This is a genomic window from Tolypothrix sp. VBCCA 56010, assembly GCF_050875635.1.
GTDB lineage: Bacteria > Cyanobacteriota > Cyanobacteriia > Cyanobacteriales > Nostocaceae > Hassallia.
Genome location: NZ_JBPAOH010000486.1, coordinates 1 through 315 on the forward strand (window position 1 = coordinate 1; position 315 = coordinate 315).

General features: G+C 39.7%; 1 protein-coding gene. It reads right to left on the reverse strand.

Annotated features, from left to right (window positions below):
* Positions 1-58: 58 nt before the first annotated feature.
* The gene (locus tag AABK37_RS42065; RefSeq protein WP_432557278.1) at positions 59-244 is read right to left on the reverse strand and encodes a hypothetical protein; all 186 of its coding nucleotides are present in this window, start codon (positions 242-244) and stop codon (positions 59-61) included.
* Positions 245-315: the final 71 nt, after the last annotated feature.

Here is a 315-nt window from a genome sequence, read left to right on the forward strand (position 1 = left end):
CCTCAAATAGTCATGTCTCTTCTTTTACTTGATATTGAACGCCTATCTACCCTTGCACTTAGTTGTGGTTTTCACATTCATATTTCCAGGTGCAAGATGTGAGATGAGGATTTTCTGATTTGTCTGTGCCTTTAGTCGAGCGATGTTCAAACTGCTCTGATTCTGCTTCGTTGCCAACCTCTTTTTCTTCTTCCGGCTCCGAAAAACTATTTAAAGTCAGTAAACCAAAAAGTTTTCTCCTCAAGGCGATCGCTAACCAGCCATTGCGTAGTTTTAGGTGCTAGGTGATACTAAATATCTTAAAAGTACTTATGC